Below are 19,394 nucleotides of genomic sequence, written 5' to 3'. Positions count from 1 at the left end.
GTGTCCAACGAGCATCCCGTCACAGTTTCCGTGGCCCGCACTATCCTTCCCGGCTATACCCGGCAGGCGAATGCTTGGGCGCACGCCGGCCAGGAATTGGCACGCGAATGGCCGGGCTACCTCGGATCCGGGTGGGTGCGGAACGGCGAGGGCTCGAATGAGTGGCACATGCTGTACCGCTTCGCGAATGCCGGCGCGCTGCAGGCTTGGGAGGATTCCGAGGAGCGTCGCTGGTGGATAGACAGCGCCAGGGACATGATGGAGACAACCCGGGTGGAACGGCACACGGGAATCGAGGGCTGGTTTTCCCGGCCGGGCGATGTTTCGGTCGTGGTCCCCGAGACCGTTGCGCCACCCCGCTGGAAGCAGGCCATCAGCATCTTCCTGCCGTTCTTCCCGCTCAGCCTGCTGGCGAATTTCCTGCTCCACCCGGTCACCCAACATTGGCCGTTGGTGCTCGCGGTACTGCTCAACATCGTCATCCTGACCCCGCTGATGACGTATATTTTCCTGCCAATCACTACTCGTTTGCTTCAACCGTGGCTTCAGAAGCCGCCACGGAAGCGCCGGGCACGGCTGAATTCCTAGTTCGCGGCGTTAGTCACAATCGGCCACGATTAGTTGACACTTCAACTTATCTTCGGAAGTGTTGAAGATATGAACAAGTCCAGCTTGACCACCACAGCCCTGACCATTCTGCGCGTTATTGCAGGATTCCTCTTCGCCGCGCACGGTTGGCAGAAGTTCAACGAATTCACCATCGCCGGCACCCAGGCATCCTTCGCCCAAATGGGCGTTCCGGGTGCTTCCGCAGTCGCCCCAATCGTCGCGACCCTCGAGCTCGTAGGCGGCATCGCGCTGATCATCGGCTTCCTGACACGCGTCTTCGCCGCCCTCCTGGCCGTCGACATGCTCGGCGCACTGTTCCTGGTACACGCCCCGGCCGGCATCTTTGTCGGCAACGGTGGGTACGAGCTGGTGCTGCTCTTCGCCGGCGCCGCCTTGGCACTGGCACTGGCAGGCGCGGGCCGGATCTCAGCCGACGCCGCACTCTTCGGCCGAAAGGGATCGAAGCTCCGCGTCCTCGCGTAAGCCCCCCGACGCTCTCTCACGAAACACCCCAAGCCCCCCGACGCTCTTTCACGAAACACCCCCCTCCCCGGGACGCTCTCTCACTCCCGGACGGGACGTGAGGGAGCGTCGGCGGTTAACGGGCGGGACGTGAGGGAGCGTCGGCGGTTAACGGGCGGGACGTGAGGGAGCGTCGGCGGTTAACGGGCGGGACGTGAGGGAGCGTCCTAGCCCGCGACCCCCGTGAGCTCATTGGGGACGTGGTCGAGTTTCGCGGACCTGGTCACCTTGCCGGCGTTCAGGTCCACCGCGTGAAGTGACTGCGAGGCAGGTTCGGTGACGAACGCCGTCGAGCCTTGAACGAAGAGCGTGGGTCGCGGGTCCTGCCACGTTGCCGACTCTTCCCACGCGGCCACGACCGGGATGTTGGCGGTGACGGCGCCGGAGAGCGGGTCGATGACCCGCAGCCCACCATCAGAGCCGAGCACCAGCGCCTCGCCTGCAGGACCGCGACCCAAGGAGCGGAACGAGTAGCTGGTGCCGATGTCCACGAGCTGCATGGTGGCAGTTTCGGTGTTGACCAGCGAGATCCGGGTGGGTCGTTCGGGCTTTGCGGCCTTGTCCACCTTGTAGTCGCCCAGGATCACCGGGGATTTTTCCGACCCGGCTTGGCTCCCCAACCTCCCGTAGGCATCAGGACTGGGCACCTTGGTGATGGCGCCGTCTTTGTAGATCAGCATGCCGTTTTCGCACCCCACCACAACTGCTTCACCTGCGGCGACGGCCTCGCCATGAACACCAGGGCAGTCCTCGTTACGCACGATTTCCTGCCGCTCCTGCCCGGCGCCGGCGGAGAGCACGGCGATTCCGGAGCGGCTTTCCTCGTTGCCAAGGGTCACCAGCAGCTTGCCGCCCTCCAGTTCGACCGCCACGCCGTGGTGCGGCTCCGGCGTGACGTAGCTATCCGTGGCGGGCAATTTTCCGCCTTCCGCCGCAGCGCCCAGCGCGGATGTCGTGAAGCTGTCCACCTTGCCCGAGCCGTCATTGAATAACACGGTCCTGTTCGCATGCACCACCACATGCCCCGCCTTGTCTGCGGCGAAGGCCAAGTCCGTCAGCTTGGGATCCGCCACGTAATGATGGCTGTGGTCGCCATGGGGTTCGGTCCAGGCGCCGGCGTCGAAGAGGCGGAAGGCGTCGCCGGTAGAGACGAACACGTGCCTGCCGTCGCCGGCCGGGTTGAGGCGGTTGAAGCCTGTCATTTCCGCACTTCCCACCCGCTCAAGGGAGGCGGCATCGAGAACCTCAATGCCGGCGTCGTGGGTATAGACGAGACGCGGCGTCGGCGCGCCGGCCTCTTTCGGGGCGGCATCCGAAGCGGCTGAAGGGGATGCCTCGCCTGCACTGCCGCCGGGGGCGGCGCAAGCGGTGAGCAAAAGAGCGGAAAGTCCGACGGCGGCTAATGGCCGCACGTGCGTACGGCGCCGTCGGGAGGTGAGGACAGGGGTCATGAGGGTTGCGTGATGAGACATGGCTTAAATGATATTGATTCTCATTTAGACCGCAACTTGTGAGGTTGTATGCGTGCTGCCAGTGCCATCCAGCGCGGGCAATGACGCGTCTGCTGGCGGAGACACCAGGCGCCGACTTAGTCACGTAACAGAAACCTGCCGACAGTAAACTTCCAGCATGAGCGACGCTGCCGGCAATTCTGTGACCCTCCGCTTCCTTGCGGCCCCCACCGACGTCGGGCACAGCGGGTCTGTCGACGCCGGGACGGTCCTTGAGTGGGTGGACAAGGCCGCCTATGCGGCCGCGGTGGGCTGGGCCAAGTCCTATTGCGTCACGGCCTACGTGGGCAACATCCATTTCACCGATCCCGTGAACAGCGGAGACATGGTGGAAGTAACCTCCACGATTGTTTACACCGGCCGGTCCTCCATGCACATCCACACCGTGGTCAGCTCCCGGGATCCCAAAGGCGGGCCCGAGACGATGCACAGCCAGTGCATGGTGATCTTCGTGGCTGTTGGTCCTGACGGCAAGCCGATCCCGGTCCCGCAGTTTGAGCCGTCCACGCCTGCGGAAATTGAGCAGCGCGATCACGCGCTGGCGCGCATCGAGGTCCGTGAGCAGATCGTTAACGCGATGAACGCGCAGGAATATACCGATGCCGGGACAGCCGAGCGCGTCGTGTTGCGGTTCATGGCGTCCCCCACGGATGTGAACTGGGGCGGCAAGGTTCACGGCGGCATCGTGATGAAGTGGATTGACGAGGCAGCGTACGTTTGCGCCTCACGCTACTGCGGCAAAGATACTGTGGCCGTGTTCTCAGGCGGCGTTCGCTTCTACAGGCCGCTGCTGATCGGTCATGTCGTGGAGGTCGAAGCGCGACTCGTCTACACCGGTGCCAAGGGCATGCACGTCGCCGTCCACGTCCGTTCCGGTGATCCAAAGACCCGCGAGATGAACCTGACGACGTACTGCCTCACCGTGATGGTGGCACGCGATGAAACCGGGACGGCCGTGCCCATCCCCGCTTGGGAACCTGTGACGGAAGAGGACAAGAAGTTGCATGCGCATGCCCGGGAACTACTGGAAATCCGTGGCCGCGCCCCGGGAAACCGCCTGCCGGATCACCTTTTGAAGGCAGCCGGCGCCTAAGCCCGTCGCTGCCCCGCTCCTACGTCGTTGCCCAACAACGGCAAAGCGGGTTAGGAACGCGCTAGAGCTCAACCCACCAAATTCTCCGCGGCACCATCCATGTGCGCGATGATCGTCTCGCGTGCTTTGGCCGCATTCCCGGTTTCGATGGCCGCAACAATGTCGTGATGTCGCCCGACACTCATGTTCCGGGTTGCGCGTTCCAGGCCGGCGAACATGATGGACATCCGGATGGAGCCTTCCAAGGATTCCCACGAGTGCAGCAGGGTTTCGTTTCCGGACAGGCGGCAGAGGGTGCGGTGGAATTCGAGGTCGGATTCGATCCGCTCCTCCAAGGACGATTTGGCGGCCTTTTCCATAGTGTCGACGGCGGCACGCAACTCTGCCAGCGCGGCTTCCTTGTCGGGCATATCGCTCAAGGTCCGGGCAGCGAGGGATTCCAGGACGCCGCGAACAGCGAAGATGTCCCGGATTTCCTTGACGTCCAGGTGCCGGACGGACATCCGGCCGCGCGCCCCGGCTGAAATCAGGCCTTCCTGCTCCAGTTGCCGCAGGGCTTCGCGCAGAGTGCCGCGGCTGATCTGGAGCATTTCGGACAGTTCGGTCTCGACGAGGTGCCGCCCCGGTTCAAGTTCCCCGCTGGTGATCGCGGTCCGCAACGCAGCGAGTGCTTGCTCGCGCAGGCTCTTCTTCTCGAGTCCCAGCAGGGATGCGGTGGCCATGGTGTGTCCTCGGTTCTATGGGCGACTGCTGACAGTCCGGTGTTAACTGTTGATACTACGGGCAGCAGGGCGGGACCGGCATCACAAACCAGCCCCGCCACTTCACGAAAGTCAGCCCAGCTCCGCCAGCACCTTTGCAACGATCCGATCTACGGACAGTCCGTAGCGCTCGTGAAGCGTCGGCAAGGCGCCAGCGTCGAGGAACTGGTCCGGAAGCGCAATGGGCACCACGCGCTTGCCAAGACCGGCACTTACGACGGCGGACGCAACAGTTTCGAACAGACCGCCGACTACGGTGTGGTTTTCCAGCGTGACGGCCAGCCGGTCGGTGTTTAGTTCGGCGAGCACTGTTTCCGAGTCGAACGGCTTGATGGTTGGCGTGTGAACCACGGCAACGTCCACGTTGTGGGCTGCCAAGGCATCCGCAGCCTGGAGTGCCCGCATTGTCATGAGTCCGGAAGACACGAACACCACATCGTTGCCACCGCGCAGGACCTTGGCCTTGCCCAGCTCAAAGGTGTAGTCGTACTCGTCCAGGACCGTTGGCACGTTGCCACGCAACAGGCGCAGGTACGTGGGCCCATCGGATGCAGCGAGCTGCGGGACGGCCTGCTCGATGTCCACGGAATCGCAGGGATCCACGATGGTCAGGTTTGGCATTCCCCGGAAAATCGCCATGTCTTCCGTGGCCTGGTGGCTTGGACCGTAGCCCGTGGTGAGGCCAGGCAGTCCGCCTATGATGTTGACGTTCAGGTTCGGTTCGGCGATGTCCAGGCACAGGAAATCGTAGGCACGTCGGGCGGCGAACACAGAGTAGGTGGATGCGAACGGAATGAGGCCGGTTTCTGCCATGCCGGCTGCTGCTCCGAAGAGCAATTGTTCGGCCATGCCCATTTGGAAGAACCTCTCCGGGAAGGCCTTCGCGAAGATGTGCATGTCGGTGTATTTGCCCAGGTCTGCGGTCAACCCGACTATCGCAGGGTTGGCCTCGGCCGCTGCAACCAGTGCGTGGCCGAACGGAGCGGACGTGGTCTTCTGCCCCGGGTCGGCAAAGGACGCGATCATGGCCGAGGTCTTGAGCTTCGGCTTCCCCACTGAAACCGCGCCCGCCGCCGTCGTAACTGTGCTCATGCTGAAGCCGTCCCTTCGTATCCTGCGGTCAACTGGTCGCGGCAGATCTGCCATTCGTTTTCTTCGATGCGCATGAAATGCGCCTTTTCGCGGGTTTCCAGGAGCGGGACGCCCCGCCCCACCTTGGTGTCGCAGAGGATCACGGAAGGTCGCCCGACCGCACCGGAAACCGAGGCGATGTTGTCGAACGCCGTCAGCAACGCACCGACGTCGTTCCCGTCCACGCGCTGGGTGTACCAGCCGAACGATTCCCATTTCTCGGTGACCGGTTCGGTGCGCAGCACCGTGTTGGTTGCACCATCGGCCTGCAGGGCGTTGATGTCCACCATGGCGGTCAGGTTTCCAAGCTGGTGGTGGTGCGCCCCCATAGCGGCTTCCCACGTGGAGCCCTCGTCAAGTTCACCATCGGAAAGGAAGTTGATGACACGGGATGCGGACCCCTGAAGACGCAGCCCCAACGCCATGCCGACGGCGATTGTGAGGCCGTGTCCCAGCGAACCGCCGGAGATTTCCATGCCGGGCGTGTAGGTGGACATGCCGGACATGGGCAGGCGGGAATCGTCGGAGCCGTACGTTTCGAGTTCGGCCACCGGAACGATACCGGCTTCGGCCAGCGCCGCGTAGTGCCCGATCGCGTAGTGCCCGGTGGAGAGCAGGAACCGGTCGCGGTCAGCCCAATGCGGGTCCTCGGAGCGGTAGTTGAGCTGGTCGGCGTAGACGGCGGCGAGCATGTCTGCCGCTCCAAGCGCCTGGCCAACGTACCCCTGACCTTGGACCTCGCCCATGTTCAGGGCGTGGTGCCGGATTCGGTAGGCGGCGGCACGGAGGCGGTCAACGCGTTCGCGGGCGGGAGCGGACGCGGTGGCCGCTTCGACTGATGAGAGTGTCACGTGGAATTCCTTTCGGAGCCGGGCGTGTACCGCTGGGGTGACGCCCGACGTCGAGGGCTGCTTTAGGCGTTTATGGTCTGGGGAGTTTTGCTGGCGGCTTCTTCGGCGAGCTTCCGCTCACGCTTGCCCCAGGTTTCCCTCGTGGAGAGCGCTGCCCACAGGCCGATGGCTGCGTAGGCGCTGAAGAGCAAGGCCGGCCCCATCCACCCCATGCTGACGAAGAGCAAGGTGGTGATGAACGGGGTGAAGCCGGACACCATGGCGGAGATCTGGTAGGCCAGTGAAGCACCGGAGGACCGGGTCTTGGCCTGGAAGAGTTCCGGGAACCATGCGCCCTGGGCGCCGGCCAGCGAGTTCTGGCACACGGCGTAGGCCACCACGATGGTGGCGATGATCAGGAGGAACAATCCGGTGTTCACCAGCATGAACATGGGGATGCCAAAGACAACCGCGAACGCTGTGGACCAGATGTAGACGGGTCGGCGGCCTACTTTGTCGGTGAGCTTGCCCCAGTAGTAGGTTGCGAAGATGCCTATGCCTGCCGCGATGCAGAGGGCCACCAGCGTTTCGGTCTTGTCTGCCAGCTTGTTGGTGTGGAGATAGGAGATCATGTATGTCACAGACACTGCGTATCCGGCGGTTTCTGCGATGCGCAGGCCGATGCCCCGGACGATGTTGCGCCAATCGGTCCTGATGACCTCGACAATGGGGGACTTCACGATGTCACCCTTGGACTTGACGTCCTCGAACACCGGGGACTCCGGAACCTTGGAACGGATGATCAGGCCGACTGCCACCAGGACGATGCTGGCAAGGAACGGAACACGCCAGGCCCACTCGGAGCCGAGGCCCACACTGCTCAGGAACACCAGATTGGCCAGGAGCAGCCCCACGGGGAAGCCGGCCTGCACGATGCCCGTGAACTGGCCCTTCTTGCGCCACGGTGCGTGCTCGTAGCTCATCAGGATGGCTCCACCCCACTCAGCGCCGAAAGCCAGACCTTGGATCACACGGACCAGTACCAACAGCGCTGGCGCCAACAGGCCCACCTGCTGGTAGGTGGGCAGCAGGCCGATGGCAAAGGTAGCCAGGCCCATGAGGACCAGGGACGCCACCAGCACAGGTTTGCGGCCCAGCTTGTCGCCGAGATGGCCACCGATAATACCGCCCAGGGGACGGGCAGCGAAGCCGACGCCGAGGGTCGCGAAGGAGGCCAGGGTGCCGGTCACCGGGTCGGCGCCCGGGAAGAATGCCGTACCGAAATACAGTGCAGCCGCGGTGCCGAAACCGATGAAGTCATAGGTTTCGATGACTGCGCCAACGCCGGATCCGACGGCGACGCGCTTTGCTTCCTTGGTTCCATGAACCGGACCACGCATGGTCAGAGCTTCGTTGCTCATAGTGTCTTTCCCTTTCAAGAGTGCGGCGCTTCTTCGGCTACCCCACTGTCGACAGTCAACATAATACGTCAACTGTGACCCACGACACCAGCAATGTCAACAGTCGACTCTAAAGGTTGACTGTTGACAGTCAACGGCCTTAACGTGGTTTACATCACTAAGGCGTCTCACCGATGAGGCCCCGACTTAGAGGATCAACGACGATGTTTCATCAACGACTGGGCTGTTCGTCCATCAGCTTCCGCCACCAGGAGCTGGCCACCGCCCTGCACACCATGCGCAACGCAGGCTTCGAGGAGATCGACCTCGGCGCCCTCCCTGGCGTGTGCGATCATGTGCCCTACGTGCTGGACGCCGGGGCAGTCGAGGCAGTTACCGCCGTCGTTTTTCAATCAGGCATGAGCGTCCGTTCGGTGAACGGCGATGTCGGGGACCTGAACGCAACGCTCGACGCCGGGGCCCGGGAAGGCCGGGAACGTCACCTCGAGATGTTGCTGGCTTTGGCCTCCAAGACCGGGGCGAAGGCACTGGTCCTCCCTTGTGGGGCAATAGACCACGAGCCCAAGCGCGGCCTGAGTGAAGATATCGAGCTTGTAGCCGCCGAACTGATCCACGCCTCGCAGCGTGCGGCGGAGTTCGGCGTCGAACTCTGGACGGAGTCCCTCCACTACTTCCGGCTCTGCTGGAACACCGAACGCGCGCAACTGCTCGCGGACCGGTTGGCCGGTTCCGACGTGGGAATCGTCATGGACTTCAGCCACATCGTCGCCTCAGGCGGGAACCCTGTGGATTTTGTGTCCCGCTTCGGCGAGCGCATCAAACACGTCCACCTCCGTGACGCCGTGCCGGCAACAGACACCGAGCCCGGCAACATCAACCTCAGCATCGGCAACGGCAACGCCGACTTCGCCGCGGGGCTTTCCGCGCTTCGGGACATCGGCTACCCAGGCCATTTCTCGCTGGAACTCGAAACCCGCGACGTCACCCATGACGAACGCCCGGCTGCCGCAGCAAAAGCCGCCAGCTACATCACAGACCTCATCTAACCCCTTCTCATTCCATCCAAGGAGCACCATGACCAACACCCAGCGCACCGCCGTCCTCACCGGAGCCACCTCCGATCGCGGTATCGGCCTGACGACCGCCCGCCGCTACGCCACCCAGGGCTGGGGCGTAGTCATCCTGGACCTCGACGGCGAGAAGTCCGCCAAGGTTGCCGCCGAGATCGCCAACGAATTCAACGTTCCGGCGTTCGGCTACGAAATCGACGTCGCCAACGAGGCCTCCGTCACCGCAGCCCAGGCCGCCGTCGCCGCAGAGGTTGCCGCCGGAAACCTCCCGCCCGTCGGGGCCCTGGCCAACATCGCAGGCATCACCTCACCGGTTCCCTTCCTGGAAACCACGCTTGAGCTGTGGCACAAGGTCATGGATGTCAACGCCACGGGCACCTACCTGGTCACCAAAGCCTTCCTGCCGGACATGATCGCCAACGGCTGGGGCCGCATCGTCAACATGTCCTCGGTCTCAGCGCAGCGTGGCGGAGGCGTGTTCGGCAAGGTCCCCTACTCTGCAGCAAAGGCCGCCATCCTCGGCTTCACCAAGGCACTCGCCCGGGAAATCGGTGAGACCGGCGTGACCGTCAACGCCATCACCCCCGGCGCCGTGGACACCAACATCCGCGTGGGCAGCACCGAAGAACAGGAAGCCGCCATCAACGCCGGCATCCCCCTGGGACGGAATGCCACCACCGAGGAAGTCGCCGCGGTCATCACGTTCCTGTCCTCCGAGGACTCTGCGTACCTGACCGGCACCACCATCGACATCAACGGCGGCAGCCACATCCACTAAGTCCCCGGCCGCCGGAAACCAGAACCAGGACCCACCATGACCAGAATCTTCAACGATCCCGCCGACTTCGCTGACGAAGCCCTCGCCGGTTTCTGTGACGCCCACTCGGACCTCGTCCGCCAGGTGGAGGGTGGCGCAGTCCGCCGCGGCCGCCCTTCCACGCCCAAAGTGGCTGTCGTCACCGGCGGGGGCTCAGGACACTACCCGGCATTCGCAGGCATCATCGGGCCGGGATTCGCTGACGGTGCCGTGGTGGGCAACATCTTCACCTCACCCTCCACCCAGCAGGCCTACTCCGTGGCCAAGGCGGCAAACTCCGGCGCTGGCGTGGTGTTCACCTACGGCAACTACGCCGGGGACGTCATGAACTTCGGCATGGCCAGCGAACGGCTCAACGCCGAGGGCATAGCGACGGAAAACGTGCTGGTCACCGATGACATTGCCAGCGCTTCACCCGCTGAAGCGGAGAAGCGGCGCGGTATTGCGGGGGACTTCGTAGTCTTCAAGGTCATGGGCGCCGCTGCCGAAGCCGGCTTGGACCTTGCTTCCGTTGTCCAGGTGGGACGGAAGGCCAACGATGCCACGCGGACCATCGGCACGGCATTCAGCGGTTGCACCTTCCCGGGGTCCGAGCAGCCGTTGTTCCGCCTTCCCAAGGGGAAGATGGGCCTGGGCCTGGGCATCCACGGCGAGCCAGGACTGTTCGATACCGAGCTGCCGACCGCCGTCGAACTAGGCCAGGAACTGGTCCGCCGCGTGCTGGCGGAGACTCCAGCATCCGGTTCGACACGACTGGCCGTAATCCTCAACGGCCTTGGCTCCACCAAACACGAAGAACTCTTCGTCCTGTGGCGGACCGTTGCTCCCCTGCTGCGCGAGGCCGGTTACACCCTGGTAATGCCGGAGGTAGGCGAGTTGGTGACGTCCCTGGACATGGCAGGTGCCTCGCTGACGCTCACCTGGTTGGATGAGGAGCTCGAGCAGTACTGGACGGCTCCGGCACTGACGCCGGCCTACCGCCGCGGTGCGGTTGGCTTCGAGGCCTCTTCCGCTGTATACACCGAAGCCGATCCCGACCACGTCGCGGAGGCTGACTACTCCTCCACGGCCGAATCCCGCGCCTACGCCGCCCAGTGCCTCCAGGCCCTGGACACGACGGCGGCACTGCTTCGCGATTCGGAATCGATGCTGGGTGACATGGATGCGATTGCCGGCGACGGCGACCATGGTCGCGGCATGGTGCGCGGGTCGGCTGCAGCGTTGGACGCTGCACGCGGGGCCTTCGAACTCGGCGCCGGAGCCGGATCACTGCTCGCTGCCGCCGGCGACGCGTGGGCCGATAAGGCAGGCGGCACGTCAGGCGTCCTGTGGGGTGCCGGATTGCGGGCCTTGGGCCAGCGGCTCGGAGACGCAGAAACCCCGACGCCGGCGGCCCTCGCCGAATCTGTCCGCGCCTTTGCCGAGCGGCTCTCCAGCCTGGGCAAGGCTGAAATCGGCGACAAGACCATGATGGACGCCCTACTGCCCTTCGCTGCCTCGCTTGAGGACCACGTTGGATCAGGCACCGCAGTGGAAGAGGCCTGGTCCGCTGCTGCCGCCGATGCCACCGCAGCAGCCGAGGCAACCGCCGAACTGCGTCCTTTGAAGGGGCGCGCCCGGCCGCTTGCCGAGAAGAGCATCGGCACACCCGACCCCGGGGCGATCTCGCTCGCCATGGTGTTTGCCGCCGTCGGGCCCCATTTCACCGCAGTTCCCGTACCCGCTGCAGCAAATAACTAGGAGAATTCCATGCGCATCATTGTGGGCGCCGACGAAGCCGGCGTTGACTACAAAGACCGAATCCTCGCCGATCTTCAGGCCGACTCCCGGATCACCGAAGTGATCGATATCGGTGTCAACAGGGCAGACGAGGACTTCACCAGGCCCTACCCGTATGTGGGCATTGCGGCAGGCGAGATGATCCGCGATGGCAAAGCAGAGCGGGCCATCCTCTTCTGCGGGACGGGTATCGGCGTGGCCATTGCCGCCAACAAGGTTCCTGGGATCCGCGCCACGGCGGCCCACGATTCGTTCTCGGTGGAACGCTCCATCCTCTCCAACGACTGCCAGGTGCTCACCATGGGCCAGCGAGTGGTGGGCGTGGAGCTGGCACGACGCTTGGCCAAGGAGTGGATCGGCTACGCATTCGATCCGTCATCCGGGTCTGCCGCCAAAGTGAAGGTCTTGAGCGACTTCGAAGGCTGCTAGGCACCCGATTCGAAGGCCAGGGCCCTGCGCTAAGCGTGAGGCCCTGGCCTTTGGCGGACTTCAGCCCAGACGCTGGCTACACTGGCTTCCATGTCCTGCCGAATCAGCGAACTGGTCCTGAATTGCAACGACCCGGAACTTTTGGCAGAGTTCTGGAGCGCCGTCCTTGGCTATGTCGAACTCGACCGGGATGAGGGAGCTATCGAGATCGGCCCACCGGACCGGGGCTTCGGCGGACTCCAGCCCACCATCATCCTGAGCCCAAGCAACAACCCTCGCACGGGGAGGCTGCCCCTTCATATCGACGTCAATCCCGTGGACCGGGACCAGGCAGCCGAGCTGGAACGCTTGCTTGCCCTCGGAGCCCGGCCTGCCGACGTGGGGCAAACCGGCGACGAGCACTGGCACGTGCTGCAGGACCCGGAGGGAAACGAGTTCTGCCTGCTGCACAGGCAGTTGCCGTTCCTCGATTGAAGTGCAACCGTCCTAGAACCCGCCGCCACCACCGGCGTCGCCCGCCATGTTGGCAAAGCGCGAGTAGTGGCCCTGGAATGCGACAACGATGTCCTTGGTAGGACCGTTACGGTGCTTGGCGATGAGGATGTCCGCTTCACCGGCCCTGGGTGATTCTTTGTCGTAGACGTCTTCACGGTGCAACAGGATGACCATGTCGGCGTCCTGCTCGATGGAGCCCGATTCACGGAGGTCGGACACCATGGGGCGCTTGTCCTGACGCTGCTCCGAACCACGGTTCAGCTGCGAGAGCGCAATAACGGGAACCTGCAGCTCCTTGGCCAGCAGCTTGAGCGCACGCGAGAACTCGGAGACTTCCTGCTGGCGGGACTCCACCTTCTTACCAGAGCTCATGAGCTGAAGGTAGTCAAGGATCACGAGCTTGAGGTCGTGCTGCTGCTTGAGGCGGCGGCATTTGGCCCGGATCTCCATGAGCGACATGTTGGGGCTGTCATCAATGAACAGCGGAGCATCGTTCATGCGGCCCATGGTGGTGGCGATCTTGGACCACTGCTCGTCCTTGATGGTTCCCTTGCGGAGATCCTGCAGGCCGATGGTGGCTTCTGCCGACAGCAGGCGCATGGCGATTTCGTTCCGGCCCATTTCGAGCGAGAACATTACTGTGGCCAGGTTGTTCTTGATGGCGGCCGAGCGGGCAAAGTCAAGGGCGAAGGTGGATTTACCAACGGCAGGGCGTGCCGCGATAACGATCATCTGGCCCGGGTGCAGGCCGTGGGTCAGTTCGTCCAGTTCGTAGAATCCCGTAGGAACACCGGTCATGCCTTCGCCGCGATGGCCGGAGGCCTCGATCTCGTCGACGGTGGACTCCATGACGTCCTTCAACGCCACGTAGTCCTCAGCGGTGCGCTTTTCGGCAACCGCGTAGACCTCGGCCTGGGCCTGGTTGACGAGGTCCTCCACTTCGCCGTCCTGGCCATAGCCCATCTGGACGATCTTGGTGCCGGCGTTGACCAAGCGGCGGAGCACTGCGCGTTCTGCCACGATCTCGGCGTAGTAGCCGGCATTGGCAGCCGTGGGGACTGTCTGGATGAGCTCGTGAAGGTAAGCGGGACCGCCGATCCTGTTGATCTCACCGCGCTTGGTCAGCTCATCGGAGACCGTGACGGCATCGGCAGGTTCGCCACGCCCGTAGAGGTCGATGATGGATTCGTAAATGGTCTCGTGCGCCGGACGGTAGAAGTCGTGCCCGCGGACGATTTCGACGACGTCGGCGATCGCGTCCTTGGACAGCATCATGCCGCCCAGCACGGACTGTTCAGCCGGGATGTCCTGCGGGGGTTTCCGGCTCGAGTCTGAAGCGCGTGTGCCCTCGATTGAGTCCAAGTGCGTAACTGACAAGGCCGTCCTCCATTTGTGTACCGCTGCAGGTGTGCAATCCCGGCGGTCCGTAAAGCGCTGTATGCGGGTAGGGATCCCGCCGGTTGCTCCTGACCCTGTCAGGCACGTCCGACAAAATAGCGTTCCGTATCCACAAGTTATCCACAGCTAGCTCCGCAGAGGCGCTTCAATCGTTCATGATTTCGGGGCCCGGGGATCCCGGCAGTGAATAACGTGCCCAAAATGGACACTTCAGACACGTTACAGGAGGTGCCGGAACACCCCTGTGGATAACCTGTGGAATAGCGCCGCCACGTTGTGCACAGACTGTGGGTTACTCTGTGGATAGAGAAATTCTTTCTGCGGAAACCAGCCTCTGACCTGCGGAAACATCGGAATCCGGCTGTGGACTAAAGAAAGATTTGGCACAAAATCATCCACAGCCAATCGGCTGCTTCGAGCCCATCGAGCACCAATGCGTCGCTAAACATGCCGAAAATATGATGCATCTTACAGTCGCGCATCGAATTTGACAGAGCTCTCTCAGAAGCCTATGCCCGAAACGGAATGTGCTGTGGATAACCAACTTCTGGCATAAGCTCTAGGCATGGGGATGAACTTTGGTGACGTGCTGACGATTGTCCTTCCACTCCTGATCCTGGTGGGCCTGCTCTTGGCCTTGACTGCGGCCTTCAAACCCCGCGATACCGGGCTCTCGGACGCTGAGAGGTATCAGCGCGAACTGGCCGCCCGCTCGGCTGCGCACCAAGCTTCCCAGGTGCAGGCTGCACTGGCTCTGCGGGCCCGCATCGAGGCGACAACAAAGCCGAGTCAGAACGAGGCCCAGCAGAGCCAGCAAACGGAACAGAACCGGTCAGCTCTCCAGGCCCAAGCTGCCCGATCCCACGCGGCCGGCCAGACGGGACACCAGCCCGCGGTACTTCCCAATGGACAACTGAACCCGCAGCTTGCTTTCGAGCTGCAGAATTTGGTCCGCAGCGGGAAGAAGATCGAGGCCATCAAAGTCTTGCGCCAAGCTACCCACTCAGACCTGCTCACCGCCAAGAACTACGTAGATCGGCTCTGACAACGCCATGGATTCCATCCTCATCCCGCTTCTGATCCTCATAGCGGTCATTGCGGGCGTACTCCTGCTTATTCGCTCGTTCACCAAGCGCTCCGCCGAGTCCAGGGCGGACGCAGCAGCGTCGAAGCCGCCCAGGGACCCGGTGGAATTGGCGAGGGAATCCGCCGCCAAGCTCAACCAGGAGCAGCACCGGCAGCTCTACTCGCTCATCGCGCGGGGACAAGGCATGGCAGCCATCAAGCTCTACCTCCAGGCGACCGGCGAGGGCCTGCGCGCGTCGCGTGACGCGGTGGGCGCCCTGGCCGCGCACCCCCAGCCGTTCACGCCGGAGGCTCCCGCCAAGGACCTGCTGGCGGACGACGATGACGAGCCGGAGCGTTTCCCCTACCGGTACCGCGCCATCGTCAGCAAAGGCGAGGTGACCCGGGAAGTGAGCAGCAACATGCTCAACGACGAGATTTACGGACGGATCCGGACGCTCGCAAAAAGCGGTGATGTTGAGGGCGCTGCCGTCGCTTTGACGCGCCACTCAGACATCACCATCAAACAGGCCCGCGAGTTCATCGAACTGTTGGACGACTAGCAAACCCTAGAAGTCGAACAGGTCCCCCAGGAAACCTTCTTTTTTCTTGCGCTTGCGCCCATAGCCATCGCGATCGTAGCCATCACGGCGGTCATAGTCTCCACGGCCGTCACGCCTGTCCCGGTCGTCGTACCGTGGCTGCTGTGGACGGGACTCGAAAGGGTTGTAGAGGGGCGGCGGGGCAATCGGAGGTTGGGACGGAGCAGCTGCCGGTCGCGTGGCGGGTCCGGAGTCGGCCGCCACGCGATCGATGATCTTGTCCAGTTCCCCGCGGTCCAGCCACACTCCTCTGCATTGGGGGCAGTAGTCGATCTCGACGCCGCTTCGTTCGCTCATCACCAGGTCAATGGAATCCACAGGACATTTCATGTTTGCCCCAACGTTCGGCGGAACGGAATAGTTCGGATCCACCAAGGCCAGGTCGGCCCGCTTGTTCGGGTTACCTGCCCGCTGAGATCCCGGCCAGGAGCTGTTCAAAAGGCAGCGACTCCAGAACCGGAGCCTTACGCCCGGGCTGGGGACCGCTGAGCAACTGCACCAGCTCGCCCGCTGCCCTGTCCACGCGCGCCGAGAGGGGCGAGCCGCCGTCGTCGGTGTTTCCCCAGTCCTGCGGCCCCGCGAAGACGCCGGTGGCCGCAATCCTGGTACGCAGGTAGCTGAACAAGGGGCGCATGGCGTAATCGAGGACCATCTGGTGGCGGTCAGTGCCGCCGGTGGCGCCGAGCAGCACGGCCTTGCCGTCCAAGGACTTGGGGTCAAGAACGTCGATGAACGACTTGAACAGTCCGCTGTAGGAGGCGCTGAAGACGGGGGTGACGGCAATGATGGCGTCGGAATTCTCGACGCCGGCAATCACCTCAGCGAGGCGTGGCGCAGCATAGCCGGTGACAAAGTTATTGGCGATGTCCACGGCGAGGTCGCGCAGTTCAACCACGTCGATCTTCGCGTCGTACCCTGCCGCCCGCAGCTGACGCGCGGCGGAGGCGGCCAGTTGATCGGCCAGCAGACGGCTCGACGACGGGACACCGAGTCCGGCGGAAAGGACGGTGATGCGGCGGGTTTCCATGGCATTCTCCTGTTGCTTGTTCATCCAGCTTACATGCGTTTGCATCTACATCAATGAACGGGGGCACGTCCGGAAGTATTCCCGGGAAGCCTCAGCGCCCCTCACGTTGGGTCAAAGATGCCACCGTGGCCTGGGAAATCTGCTGCTGGGCAACATCGCGACCCATAGAAGGTTCGCCGTCACCAGGTTGGGGTCCGTAGTTCCCGAAGAACGCATGGTTACCGCCCTGGACCTCCACGAACGTGGCATCCACGGGCAACAGCTCCCGGGAAGCATCGATCTTTTCCGGCGTACTGAGGCCGTCTTCCGATCCGGAGACGGACAGGACCTCCATTCCTACCCGGTCACGCATGGAATCCAGCGGGTAGGAGGCGTACAACAGCAGGCCGTTAACATCCTGGTTCGCCAACGCGAAAGAGCTCGCACTGACTCCTCCCAGCGAATGACCCCCTACCGTCCATGTGGAGATTTCCGGATGGTCCGACATGGCGCCCCTGGCCTGGTTGCCGTCAAGCAGGCTGAGATTCAGGGGCGTCTTCAGGATGACCACCAGGAATCCGGCATCCACTGCAGGCTTGAGGATATCCGCATAGGCCCGGGCCTCCACCTTCGCGCCCGGATAGAAGACCAGGCCCTCCGTAGCTTGCTCTCCGTCCGGCAACATGGTGATCGCCGTCGGGGATTCAACCACGGAAATTTCCGCTGTGGGACCCGCGTTGGCCGCGCCCGCCTGATAGGCGAAGGGATTGAGCCAGGCCAGGATTGCCACCAGCACCAGGATGGCGGCCCTCCCCAACCATGCCCCGACAGCACGAAGAGTGGAGCGGCGCAGGCGCACATTACGCCCTCGCCAGAGCAGGGCGGCCCAAAGAAGTCCGACGACGGCAGCAGTCACCAATACCGCTGGCAGCAGCGGGTGGCCACGCAGGACAGCCGGGTTCCCGATCAGCATTACTGCGGGCACCAATATCAGGGCTGCCGCGCAAAGCCAGGAGGCCCAGAAGAGGGCCGTGCGGCGAGTGGTGACTTCTGACTGAGCCGAACGTAGAACCATACCTCAAGGATAGTTCCATGATGGAGATAATTTTGAACATGGCGGCCAGCCGCCGAACCTATTGCTTCCTGGCGGCGTTCGTGGACAGGAAATCGAGCAGCTTGTCGCGGGCCTCCCGGGCCTCGGCAAAGTTCAGATGGAACTGGTACTCATGGGGAAGTTCTGGCTGATGGCCAGCAGGCCAGAACAGCTCCGTCACCGGAACGCCGGCATCTTTCAAACGATTGCTGTACGGAACCGACTGAAGCCACGTCAGGCCGTCTCCGTTTCCGCCACTGATGAACGTCGGTGGAAAGTCGCTCTGGACAAAGTCGATTGTGGACATGGTGGCACCTGCATAGGTTGCGGACCAGTCCTTGGTGCCGGTGTAGGCCCAGAGGGAGGTCTTGAAGCCCCAGGCAACAATGCCGTTCAAATCTGCCATCGCCCGGAGATCGTAGACACCACAGTGCAGGATGGTGGCAGCCAGGTCCGACTTCTGCAGGGCCGGCTCAATTCCCAAGAGGTTCGCGTACTCGGGATTCACAGTGAGCGTTGTCAGTTGGCTGGCCAACTGTGCGCCGGCAGAGTCCCCCGCCAGAACGATGCGAACCGGGTCCACGTTCAGCTCCGCTGCGTGCGCCTTGATGTAGGCGAGCGCATCGTTGATGTCACGAACGGCTGTGGGATACGTCGCCTCAGGCGCGATCGGGTAACTCAAGCCGATGGTGGTGTAGCCCTCTGCTGCCAGAATCCGAAGATAGGGCTCAACGTCCCTCTGCGCGCCGGAGATCCAGGCTCCTCCGTGGATCCACACGATGGTCGGAAGCGCTGCGGCAGTCCCGGCAGGACTAAAGGCATCAAAGGTGGATCCGGGTTTGTAGGCGATACCTGTTTGGGCCTGCAGCGGAGTATCGGGAACGTACGGGGTCATCTCGTCGATGGTGGACTGCGCACCGCGTTCAAAGACGCTTCGAATCAACATCGCCGACGGCCAGGGCGTTGCCGATAGCACCAAAAGCACAACCAGCAGCACGAGGATCGCCAGGTCCAGTTTCCTCAGGCGCAACGAGCGCTTTCGGGGTGCGCGCGGACCGGCACCCGTTCCTGTTGTTACACGCTCCCCCGCGCTGGCCTGGATCGATTCCAACGGTCCCATCACACACTCCCCCGGTCGGTGCACCTGTGGACCATGCTAAGGGCAAAGTCCGGCGCACGCGGGGGAATCGGCGCGCGTCCACGTCAGGCCAGCGGCCGTGCCGCTCCGAGCAGGACTCCTTCGCCGCCGTCGAACGTCACTGAATGGAATCGGGGCCCGCGGGCGACCTCCAGGAAACCCAATGTCCGGTGCAACGCCAGTGACGCCTGGTTGCGGGCATTGACCACGTACCAGGCCCTATCGGCACGTTGCCAGATCCATGCAAGCCGGGCCTCGGTGAGCTTCCCGGCAACCCCTCTTCGCCTGAAGTCGGGCAGCACCGTAATCCCGGCGAGGTAGTGGCCCGCGGGCGCAGCTCCCTCAGCAGAATCCCATTGGTGTGTCTTGGCCCAGCCCACCACGGCCGGCGTACCTTCCCTCGGAGTGCACTGGGCCATCCCTGCTACCAGAACCAAGCGGGCAGGGTCTGCAATCGCGGCCGAGATGCTGGAGGAGAAGTTCCCTTTGCCCGCACCGTCAAGGCGACCGGCGGCAAGATCGATCTCGACAATCCCGGGCACATCGGCTTCGACGGCGGTGCGGATCACGACAGTCATGTTCCAGCCTAGTTGCGGCGAAATCTTGCAGTGCGGGTCCAAGATC

Annotated in this window: 21 protein-coding genes; 10 read left to right on the top strand and 11 right to left on the bottom strand. The window is 63.3% G+C overall.

Translation table 11 applies throughout. The annotated features are described in order from the left end of the window. Positions 1-588, top strand: a complete 588-nt coding sequence (locus ACNQOP_RS06670) for an antibiotic biosynthesis monooxygenase (protein ID WP_416403733.1) — start codon at positions 1-3, stop codon at positions 586-588. Positions 589-657: 69 nt separating this feature from the next. Then, positions 658-1,092 (top strand): DoxX family protein, encoded by a 435-nt coding sequence (locus tag ACNQOP_RS06665; RefSeq protein WP_416403732.1) that lies wholly within the window; start codon positions 658-660, stop codon positions 1,090-1,092. A 206-nt stretch (positions 1,093-1,298) separates the two neighbouring features. Here the strand turns inward: ACNQOP_RS06665 and aztD are convergent, their stop codons facing one another. Beyond that, positions 1,299-2,603, bottom strand: coding sequence for a zinc metallochaperone AztD (aztD, locus tag ACNQOP_RS06660; RefSeq protein WP_416403731.1), 1,305 nt, complete (start codon positions 2,601-2,603; stop codon positions 1,299-1,301). 157 nt (positions 2,604-2,760) lie between these two features. Between aztD and ACNQOP_RS06655 the strand changes: the two genes are divergently transcribed. Next, a complete protein-coding gene (locus tag ACNQOP_RS06655) occupies positions 2,761-3,735 on the top strand; it encodes an acyl-CoA thioesterase (protein ID WP_416403730.1) in 975 nt (324 codons plus the stop codon). 68 nt (positions 3,736-3,803) lie between these two features. Here the strand turns inward: ACNQOP_RS06655 and ACNQOP_RS06650 are convergent, their stop codons facing one another. From ACNQOP_RS06650 to ACNQOP_RS06635, 4 genes are all read right to left on the bottom strand, one after another. Beyond that, positions 3,804-4,457 (bottom strand): GntR family transcriptional regulator, encoded by a 654-nt coding sequence (locus ACNQOP_RS06650; protein WP_235518223.1) that lies wholly within the window; start codon positions 4,455-4,457, stop codon positions 3,804-3,806. 111 nt (positions 4,458-4,568) lie between these two features. Next, positions 4,569-5,588, bottom strand: a complete 1,020-nt coding sequence (locus tag ACNQOP_RS06645; protein ID WP_416403729.1) for a transketolase family protein — start codon at positions 5,586-5,588, stop codon at positions 4,569-4,571. Continuing rightward, positions 5,585-6,478, bottom strand: coding sequence for a transketolase (locus ACNQOP_RS06640; RefSeq protein WP_416403728.1), 894 nt, complete (start codon positions 6,476-6,478; stop codon positions 5,585-5,587). The genes ACNQOP_RS06645 and ACNQOP_RS06640 overlap by 4 nt, the downstream gene beginning before the upstream one ends. Before the next feature lie 62 nt (positions 6,479-6,540). Further along, positions 6,541-7,878, bottom strand: coding sequence for an MFS transporter (locus ACNQOP_RS06635; RefSeq protein ID WP_416403727.1), 1,338 nt, complete (start codon positions 7,876-7,878; stop codon positions 6,541-6,543). A gap of 203 nt (positions 7,879-8,081) precedes the next feature. Here ACNQOP_RS06635 and ACNQOP_RS06630 point away from each other — a divergent pair, with 203 nt between their 5' ends. The 5 genes from ACNQOP_RS06630 to ACNQOP_RS06610 all read left to right on the top strand — a co-directional run bounded on the left by ACNQOP_RS06630 (position 8,082) and on the right by ACNQOP_RS06610 (position 12,447). After that, entirely contained in the window at positions 8,082-8,924 is an 843-nt protein-coding gene (locus tag ACNQOP_RS06630) for a sugar phosphate isomerase/epimerase family protein (protein ID WP_416403726.1), read from the top strand. 28 nt (positions 8,925-8,952) lie between these two features. Then, positions 8,953-9,726, top strand: coding sequence for an SDR family NAD(P)-dependent oxidoreductase (locus tag ACNQOP_RS06625; protein WP_416403725.1), 774 nt, complete (start codon positions 8,953-8,955; stop codon positions 9,724-9,726). Positions 9,727-9,762: 36 nt separating this feature from the next. Continuing rightward, positions 9,763-11,505, top strand: coding sequence for a dihydroxyacetone kinase family protein (locus ACNQOP_RS06620; protein ID WP_416403724.1), 1,743 nt, complete (start codon positions 9,763-9,765; stop codon positions 11,503-11,505). 9 nt (positions 11,506-11,514) lie between these two features. Next, on the top strand, positions 11,515-11,973 hold the full coding sequence (locus ACNQOP_RS06615; protein WP_416403723.1) for a ribose-5-phosphate isomerase: 459 nt from the start codon (positions 11,515-11,517) through the stop codon (positions 11,971-11,973). Between the two features lie 90 nt (positions 11,974-12,063). Beyond that, entirely contained in the window at positions 12,064-12,447 is a 384-nt protein-coding gene (locus tag ACNQOP_RS06610) for a VOC family protein (protein ID WP_416403722.1), read from the top strand. 12 nt (positions 12,448-12,459) lie between these two features. Here ACNQOP_RS06610 and dnaB read toward each other — a convergent pair whose 3' ends face one another. After that, a complete protein-coding gene (dnaB, locus tag ACNQOP_RS06605; RefSeq protein WP_235518206.1) occupies positions 12,460-13,845 on the bottom strand; it encodes a replicative DNA helicase in 1,386 nt (461 codons plus the stop codon). 592 nt (positions 13,846-14,437) lie between these two features. Between dnaB and ACNQOP_RS06600 the strand changes: the two genes are divergently transcribed. Together ACNQOP_RS06600 and ACNQOP_RS06595 are read left to right on the top strand one after the other, a co-directional pair. Then, a complete protein-coding gene (locus ACNQOP_RS06600) occupies positions 14,438-14,911 on the top strand; it encodes a hypothetical protein (RefSeq protein ID WP_416404077.1) in 474 nt (157 codons plus the stop codon). A gap of 7 nt (positions 14,912-14,918) precedes the next feature. Further along, positions 14,919-15,494 carry a hypothetical protein gene (locus ACNQOP_RS06595; RefSeq protein WP_284987355.1) on the top strand — a complete coding sequence of 192 codons (576 nt, stop codon included), beginning with the start codon at positions 14,919-14,921 and terminating at the stop codon, positions 15,492-15,494. Between the two features lie 6 nt (positions 15,495-15,500). On the opposite strand, the gene ACNQOP_RS06590 is transcribed toward ACNQOP_RS06595, so the two are convergent. The 5 genes from ACNQOP_RS06590 to ACNQOP_RS06570 all read right to left on the bottom strand — a co-directional run bounded on the left by ACNQOP_RS06590 (position 15,501) and on the right by ACNQOP_RS06570 (position 19,348). Then, positions 15,501-15,851 carry a zf-TFIIB domain-containing protein gene (locus ACNQOP_RS06590; protein WP_416403721.1) on the bottom strand — a complete coding sequence of 117 codons (351 nt, stop codon included), beginning with the start codon at positions 15,849-15,851 and terminating at the stop codon, positions 15,501-15,503. Between the two features lie 82 nt (positions 15,852-15,933). After that, positions 15,934-16,560: an FMN reductase gene (locus ACNQOP_RS06585; RefSeq protein ID WP_416404075.1), complete on the bottom strand. Its 627-nt coding sequence runs from the start codon at positions 16,558-16,560 to the stop codon at positions 15,934-15,936. Positions 16,561-16,651: 91 nt separating this feature from the next. After that, on the bottom strand, positions 16,652-17,614 hold the full coding sequence (locus ACNQOP_RS06580; RefSeq protein WP_416403720.1) for an alpha/beta hydrolase: 963 nt from the start codon (positions 17,612-17,614) through the stop codon (positions 16,652-16,654). A gap of 58 nt (positions 17,615-17,672) precedes the next feature. Beyond that, positions 17,673-18,752 (bottom strand): alpha/beta hydrolase, encoded by a 1,080-nt coding sequence (locus ACNQOP_RS06575; RefSeq protein WP_416403719.1) that lies wholly within the window; start codon positions 18,750-18,752, stop codon positions 17,673-17,675. Positions 18,753-18,835: 83 nt separating this feature from the next. Continuing rightward, complete coding sequence (locus ACNQOP_RS06570) at positions 18,836-19,348, bottom strand: GNAT family N-acetyltransferase (protein ID WP_416403718.1); 513 nt, start codon at positions 19,346-19,348, stop codon at positions 18,836-18,838. Between the last annotated feature and the right edge of the window lie 46 nt (positions 19,349-19,394).

It is taken from the genome of Arthrobacter sp. LFS091, assembly GCF_047977885.1.
In the GTDB taxonomy this organism is placed as follows: Bacteria; Actinomycetota; Actinomycetes; order Actinomycetales; family Micrococcaceae; genus Arthrobacter.
The sequence above is the reverse complement of the archived record's forward strand: the minus strand, read 5'-3'. Positions and strand labels throughout refer to the sequence as shown.

Coding starts and splice junctions, on each gene's coding strand:
- ACNQOP_RS06620 (WP_416403724.1), top strand. CDS start 9,763: ATGACCAGAATCTTCAACGATCCCGCCGACTTCGCTGACGAAGCCCTC.
- ACNQOP_RS06610 (WP_416403722.1), top strand. CDS start 12,064: ATGTCCTGCCGAATCAGCGAACTGGTCCTGAATTGCAACGACCCGGAA.
- ACNQOP_RS06650 (WP_235518223.1), bottom strand. CDS start 4,457: ATGGCCACCGCATCCCTGCTGGGACTCGAGAAGAAGAGCCTGCGCGAG.
- ACNQOP_RS06615 (WP_416403723.1), top strand. CDS start 11,515: ATGCGCATCATTGTGGGCGCCGACGAAGCCGGCGTTGACTACAAAGAC.
- ACNQOP_RS06600 (WP_416404077.1), top strand. CDS start 14,438: ATGAACTTTGGTGACGTGCTGACGATTGTCCTTCCACTCCTGATCCTG.
- ACNQOP_RS06595 (WP_284987355.1), top strand. CDS start 14,919: ATGGATTCCATCCTCATCCCGCTTCTGATCCTCATAGCGGTCATTGCG.
- ACNQOP_RS06655 (WP_416403730.1), top strand. CDS start 2,761: ATGAGCGACGCTGCCGGCAATTCTGTGACCCTCCGCTTCCTTGCGGCC.
- ACNQOP_RS06625 (WP_416403725.1), top strand. CDS start 8,953: ATGACCAACACCCAGCGCACCGCCGTCCTCACCGGAGCCACCTCCGAT.
- aztD (WP_416403731.1), bottom strand. CDS start 2,603: ATGTCTCATCACGCAACCCTCATGACCCCTGTCCTCACCTCCCGACGG.
- ACNQOP_RS06645 (WP_416403729.1), bottom strand. CDS start 5,588: ATGAGCACAGTTACGACGGCGGCGGGCGCGGTTTCAGTGGGGAAGCCG.
- ACNQOP_RS06580 (WP_416403720.1), bottom strand. CDS start 17,614: ATGGTTCTACGTTCGGCTCAGTCAGAAGTCACCACTCGCCGCACGGCC.
- ACNQOP_RS06665 (WP_416403732.1), top strand. CDS start 658: ATGAACAAGTCCAGCTTGACCACCACAGCCCTGACCATTCTGCGCGTT.
- ACNQOP_RS06635 (WP_416403727.1), bottom strand. CDS start 7,878: ATGAGCAACGAAGCTCTGACCATGCGTGGTCCGGTTCATGGAACCAAG.
- ACNQOP_RS06630 (WP_416403726.1), top strand. CDS start 8,082: ATGTTTCATCAACGACTGGGCTGTTCGTCCATCAGCTTCCGCCACCAG.
- ACNQOP_RS06570 (WP_416403718.1), bottom strand. CDS start 19,348: ATGACTGTCGTGATCCGCACCGCCGTCGAAGCCGATGTGCCCGGGATT.
- ACNQOP_RS06575 (WP_416403719.1), bottom strand. CDS start 18,752: ATGGGACCGTTGGAATCGATCCAGGCCAGCGCGGGGGAGCGTGTAACA.
- ACNQOP_RS06585 (WP_416404075.1), bottom strand. CDS start 16,560: ATGGAAACCCGCCGCATCACCGTCCTTTCCGCCGGACTCGGTGTCCCG.